Raw genomic sequence first — 5,916 nt, 5'->3', positions numbered from 1 at the left:
GGCCTGTAGCCCGTGCACCCGCAGCCGGGCATCGACCACCGCGGTCGCCGCGTCCGGCCCCATCGCGCAGCTGCCGCACAGATGGTAGATCGAGCCGCTGTTGGCCCGGAACCAGCCCAGCAGCGCCGCGTCGCTCTCGGCCCCGGCGGAGGGCGGCATCTCCTCCACCGTGATCGCCGCCAGGCTCGGCGCCGCCATGATCCGGCGGGCCAGGCGGCTGCCCTGTAGCACCTCCGCGACGTCGCGGTCGGTCGACAGGTAGTTCGGCCGGATCTTCGCCGCCGCCGCCGGGTCGGGCGAGGCGATGGCGATCTCGCCGCGGCTGGTCGGCCGGCACGAGTTGAAGGCCAGCAGGAAGCCGGGATAGGGCTCGGGCTTCAGCCCGGCCTTCGGGCTGTCCGGGATGCGGTAGGATAGCGGGTTGAAATACATCTGGATGTTCGGCCGCGGCTCGTCCGGCGCGCCACGGAAGAAGCCGCCCGCCTGGTTGACGCTCATGGCGAAGGGGCCCTTGCGGGTCAGCAGGTATTGCAGCCCCAGCCGGGCCTGGCCCCACGGGCTGCCGAACAGGCCGTTCAGCGTCGGCACGCGGGAGCGGTAGTAGAAGCTGGCGCAGAGATGGTCCTGCAGGTTGCGGCCGACCGCGGGCAGGTGATGCGCCACGGCCACCCCCGCCCCGGCCAGGAGCGCGCCGTCGCCGATGCCGGAGAGCTGCAGCAGCTTCGGCGTGTCGACCGCGCCGCAGGCGACGATCACCTCGCGCCGCGCCGAGACGATGCGGGTCTCCGATCCCTGACGGATTTCGACGCCGATGGCCCGGCCGGTCTCGTCCAGCACCACCCGCAACGCCTGGACCTCGCGCTCGACCGTCAGGTTGCGGCGGCCCAGCGCCGGGCGAAGATACTCGACGCTCGACGACGACCGCCGGCCGTCATGGGTGTTGACGTCATAGACGCCGGCGCCCTCGATCGACGCGCCGTTGAAGTCGCCGTTCTCCGGCAGTTGCAGCTCGCGGCAGGCGGCGAGATAGGCGTCGGTCACCGCATGGGTGCCGCCGCGCATCGGCGTGACATGGATCGGCCCGTCGCCGCCATGCCATTGCGAGGCGCCGCCGGCATGCGTCTCCAGCCTGCGGAAGGCCGGCAGCACGTCGTCATAGGCCCAGCCGGGATTGCCGGCCGCCGCCCAGTCGTCGAAATCCGCCGCGGCGCCGCGCACGAACACCATGGCGTTGATCGAGCCCGAGCCGCCCTGCACCTTGCCGCGCGGGACGTAGATACGGCGGCCGCCCAGCTCCGCCTCCGGCTCCGACCAGTACATCCAGTTGACCCGCGGGTTGTAGTAGCTGCGGGCGTAGCCGACCGGGATGCGGAACCAGAAGGAATCGTCGCGGCCGCCGGCCTCCAGCAGCAGCACGCTGTGCCGGCCGCTCTCGCTCAGCCGTGCCGCCAAGATGCAGCCGGCCGAACCGGCGCCGACGATGACGTAGTCGTGGGTCATGACTGGGCTCTCAACAGTAGGGACCGGCGTCGCCACTCCAAGCCGTCATCGCGAGCCCCGCAGGGGCGTGGCGATCCAGCGGCACCAGCCTATGGATCGCCACGTCGCTTCGCTCCTCGCGATGACGGCTTCAATAACGGCACCAGGCGCGTTCAGCGGCGGACTACCCCCGCGCCGGGGCGAACTGCTTCACGTCGGCCGGCTCGGAAGCCATCTGCAAGTGGAGCCGGTCGCCAGTGTAGGGCGTGTGCTTCGCCACCACGTCGAGGTTCAGCTCCACCCCCAGCCCGGGCTCGCGCGACGGGATCAGGTAGCCGTCGTCGAAGGTCAAAGGCTTCTTCAAGATCTCGCCGTGGAAGCCGCCATAGTCGAGGATCGACTCCTGGATCAGGAAGTTCGGCGAGGCGGCGCCGACCTGGATGCTGGCGGCGGCCACGACGGGGCCGCAATAAACATGCGGCGCCAGCTGGGCGTAGTGGGCCTCGGCCATGCTGGCGATCTTCTTGGTCTCCAGGATGCCGCCGACCCGGCCGATATCCGGCTGCAGGATCGAGGCGGCGCCCAGCTCCAGCACCCGCTGGAACTCGTATTTCGTGCACAGCCGCTCGCCGGTCGAGATCGGGATCGAGGTCGCGCGCGCCACCTCGGCCATCGCCGCCTCCTGCCCCGGCGGCACCGGCTCCTCGAACCACAGCGGGTCGTATTTCTCCAGCCGCTTGGCCAGGCGGATGGCCGAGGACGGGACCATCTGGCCATGCGTGCCGAACAGCAGGTCGGCGCTGCTGCCCACCGCCTCGCGCACCTTGCGGCAGAAGGTCTCGCAGCGATCCATCACGCCGAGCGAGACCTGGTGCCCGGAATAGGCGGTGTAGGGGCCGGCCGGGTCGAACTTCACCCCGGTGAAGCCCATCCGCACCATCTCGACCGCGCATTCGGCGGCCAGATCGGGGTCGTTGAAGTCGAACTCCCCGGCCGCGTTCTTGGGGTACAGATAGGTGTAGGCGCGCAGCTTTTCGTGCACCAGGCCGCCCAGCAGGTCGTAGACCGGGCGGCCCGCCGCCTTGCCGATGATGTCCCAGCAGGCCATCTCCAGCCCCGAGACGATGCCCATCATCGTCGGGTCCGGCCGCTGGGTGAAGCCACTGGAATAGGCCGACCGCCAGAACCGCTCGACCCGGTGCGGGTCATGGCCTTCCAGGTGGCGCTGGAACACGTCCTCGATCAGCGGCACCATCGCCTGGGGATGGAAGGCGGTCGAGTAGATCTCGCCGACGCCCTCGATGCCGTCATCGGTCTTGAGCTGCACGAAGATCCAGTACATGCCCCCGACATGCGGCGGCGGGACGGCGACGACATGGGTCTGGAGCGATGCGATCTTCATGCGGCGGCCTTTCGCTGGGGCCGGCGCACCAGCGCGGCGCGGCCCGGCCCATCATGGATCGCCGGAGTCGGCCCCTCCAGGCCGGCGGCGACGGAAAATCCCGCGCAAACGACGCCGCCCTCCCGGCCGGCCACGCGGCGATGGCCCGGCTGTCATCACCCTGTCATGCTCCGCCTCTAAGGCAACACCCGGGGGACCACACCGGACCAAACTTCGGGGGGCAGGATGATCACTCGCCGTCAGATCCTTTCGGCCGGCGTCGCCGCCGGCGCCATCGCCCTGGTGCCGCGGCACCGGGCCCACGCCGCCGCGACGCGGATCGACGTCTACACCGCCAGCGACGCCAATGTGTCGGACTGGTGGACCAATGTCCTGAAGCCCGCCTTCGAGTCGGCGCATCCGGAGTACGAGATCAATGTCGTGATCTCGCGCGGCGCCGGGGCCGGCGGCATCCAGGCGATCGCCGACCGGGCGCTGGCAGCGCTGAAGTCCGGGACCGATCCTCAGGTCGACTACTTCGAGGAGAACGACCCGTTGCTGCCCAAGGGCGGCATCGACGCCGGGCTGTGGGTCGGTTTCGACGCCAAGGCCGTGCCCGGCTACGCCCGGCTGAACCCGCTGGCGATCGAGACGCCCTACGGCCTGCCCTATCGCGGCTCCCAAGTCGTGCTGGCCTATGATTCGGACAAGGTGGCCGAGGCCGAGGTGCCGAAGGACTGGGCCGGCCTGGTGGCATGGATCAAGGCGCATCCCGGCCAGTTCATCTATGGCCGGCCGGACAAGGGCGGGTCGGGCCGCAACTTCGTGGTCCGCGCCATCCACGAGGCCAACGGCCGCGACCCGTCGTTGTTCAAGGTCGCCACCTTCACCAAGCAGGCGGCGGAGGAGCGGCTGCCCAAGGCCTGGGCGATCCTGAACGACCTGGCGCCGTCGCTGTACGAGAAGGGCGCCTACGCCGCCGGCAACACGCCGACGCTGCAGCTGCTGGCCAGCGGCGCGGTGTCGATGATCCCGGCCTGGTCCGACCAGGCGCTGCAGGGCCTGACGCAGGGCGTGCTGCCGCCGTCGATCAAGCTGTTCCAGCTGCAGGACCTGGCCCTGTCCGGCGGCTTCGCCGAATCCACCGTGCCCAGCAACGGCGCCCACAAGGCCGCCGCGCTGGCCCTGGCCGATTTCCTGCTGACGGATGCGATGCAGGTCTCGATCGTCAAGGATCTGGGCGGCTTCCCGGGCGTCGACTGGGACAAGCTGCCGGCCGAACTGAAGCAGCAATTCGCCGCCGTCATCCCGACCTCGATCCCCACCTATCCGGGCGGCGAATGGGAATCGGCGATGAATGACGGCTGGTACCGCAACGTCGCCCCCAACATCGACCGGGCGAAGTGACCGAAGGGGCCCTGCCCGTCGCGTCCCGGCGCACGGGCGTCCTCCGGCGGCAGGCCCTCGGCCTGCTGCTGGTGGCGGCGCCGGTGCTGCTGGTCGCAGGGCTGGTGCTGGTGCCGGCGCTGTCGGCGATCCTCGCCACGCTGCGGGTCGAGGTCGACGGCCGCGACGTCGTCTCACTGGCCAACTACGCCGATTTCTTCGCCGACCCGCAGAGCCGCCGCAACCTCGGCTTCACCCTGTGGACCACGGCGGTGGCGACGGCGCTGCTGCTGGCCCTGTGCCTGCCGCTGGCGCTGTATCTGCGCTTCGCCACCGGGCGGCTGCCGGCGGTGGTGCAGGGCATCGCCGTGTTCCCGCTGTTCGTGCCCGGCATCATCGTCGCCTATGCGCTGATCCGCTCGATCGGGCCGAACGGCCTTCTGGCCACGATCCTCGCCGCCTTCGGCATCGGCGGCTACGTCTCGCCCTATCTCGGCCCCTGGGGGCCGGTGATCGGGCTGGTGTGGGAGGGGGTGCCGCTGACCCTGCTGGTGCTGCTGTCCGGCCTGGCCCAGGTGCCGCTGCCGGCGATCGAGGCGGCGCGGGACGTCGGCGCCGGGCCGTTTCGCATCCTGGTCAGCATCGTGCTGCCGCTGATCCGCAACTCGCTGCTGATCGCCTTCGCGCTGGAGTTCCTCAACATCTTCGGCGCCTTCACCCTGCCCTATCTGCTCGGCCCCGCCTCGCCTGAGATGATGGGCGTGTACATGCAGCGCACCTTCAGCGACGTGCGCGACCCGATCGCCGCCCAGACCCAGGCGGTCGTCACCTTCCTGATCTGCGCCGCGGTCGGCGTGCTGTATGTCCGCGCGATCTCCAGATCGCGCGCCCGGGGCGCGCCATGACCGCCCGGCGCCTCCTGCGCGGCCTGCCCGGCCCGCTGCTGGCGACGGTGCTGGCGGTGGTGATCATCGTGCCGATCGCCACCGTGTTCCTGTGGGCCTTCGCCGAGGCCTGGCGCTATCCGGCGCTGCTGCCGACGCAATGGGGTCTGCGCTTCTGGGACATGACGCTGGCCCGGGCCGATGTCTGGTCGGCGCTGCGCACCTCGCTGGTGCTCTCGGTGGTGGTCACCGCGGTCTCGGCCGCGATCTGCCTGCCCGCCGCCTATGCCTTCGCCCGGCTCGACTTCCCGGGCAAGCAGCTGCTCCTCTTATCCTTCCTGGCCACCCAGGCCTTCCCGAAATTCGGCCTCTATGTCGCCATCGCCGCGATCTTCCTGCAGCTCGGCCTGGTTGGCACCTTCGCCGGGGTCGCCATCATCCAGGTGCTGAACACGCTGCTGTTCATGATCTGGATCCCGGTCGCCGCCTTCCAGAACGTGGATCGAAGGCTGGAGGAGGCGGCGCGGGATGTCGGCGCCGGCCCGTTCCGCACCTTCTGGCATGTCACCCTGCCGCAGGCCGGCCCGGCCATCGCCGCCGCCCTGCTGCTGAGCTTTGTCGGCACCTTCTACGAGACCGAGGGCGCCTGGCTGATCGGCGCGCCGACGGTCCGGACCATGCCGATCCTGATGATCTCGCTGATCAACAACCAGCTGGTGATCCAGTACGGCGCGGTGCTGTCGGTGCTGCTCTGGGTCCCGTCCTTCGTCGCGCTCCTGTTCGCGC

Annotated in this window: 5 protein-coding genes; 3 read left to right on the top strand and 2 right to left on the bottom strand. The window is 70.2% G+C overall.

What is annotated here, in order from left to right; all coding sequences use genetic code 11:
* Together ABDW35_RS30585 and ABDW35_RS30580 are read right to left on the bottom strand one after the other, a co-directional pair.
* Positions 1–1,500: GMC family oxidoreductase N-terminal domain-containing protein (locus tag ABDW35_RS30585; protein ID WP_343717620.1), on the bottom strand; the 1,500-nt coding region annotated here is incomplete at its 3' end.
* Between the two features lie 163 nt (positions 1,501–1,663).
* The gene (locus tag ABDW35_RS30580; RefSeq protein ID WP_343717619.1) at positions 1,664–2,881 is read right to left on the bottom strand and encodes a mandelate racemase/muconate lactonizing enzyme family protein; all 1,218 of its coding nucleotides are present in this window, start codon (positions 2,879–2,881) and stop codon (positions 1,664–1,666) included.
* A gap of 225 nt (positions 2,882–3,106) precedes the next feature.
* Here ABDW35_RS30580 and ABDW35_RS30575 point away from each other — a divergent pair, with 225 nt between their 5' ends.
* The 3 genes from ABDW35_RS30575 to ABDW35_RS30565 all read left to right on the top strand — a co-directional run.
* Positions 3,107–4,267: an extracellular solute-binding protein gene (locus ABDW35_RS30575; protein ID WP_343717618.1), complete on the top strand. Its 1,161-nt coding sequence runs from the start codon at positions 3,107–3,109 to the stop codon at positions 4,265–4,267.
* Positions 4,264–5,151, top strand: a complete 888-nt coding sequence (locus ABDW35_RS30570) for an ABC transporter permease subunit (RefSeq protein ID WP_343717617.1) — start codon at positions 4,264–4,266, stop codon at positions 5,149–5,151. The genes ABDW35_RS30575 and ABDW35_RS30570 overlap by 4 nt, the downstream gene beginning before the upstream one ends.
* Positions 5,148–5,916: ABC transporter permease subunit (locus ABDW35_RS30565; RefSeq protein ID WP_343717616.1), on the top strand; the 769-nt coding region annotated here is incomplete at its 3' end. The genes ABDW35_RS30570 and ABDW35_RS30565, both read left to right, overlap by 4 nt.

The organism is Inquilinus sp. (assembly GCF_039594555.1).
Taxonomy (GTDB): Bacteria; Pseudomonadota; Alphaproteobacteria; order DSM-16000; family Inquilinaceae; genus Inquilinus.
This window is presented reverse-complemented; position numbering and strand designations above follow the sequence as displayed.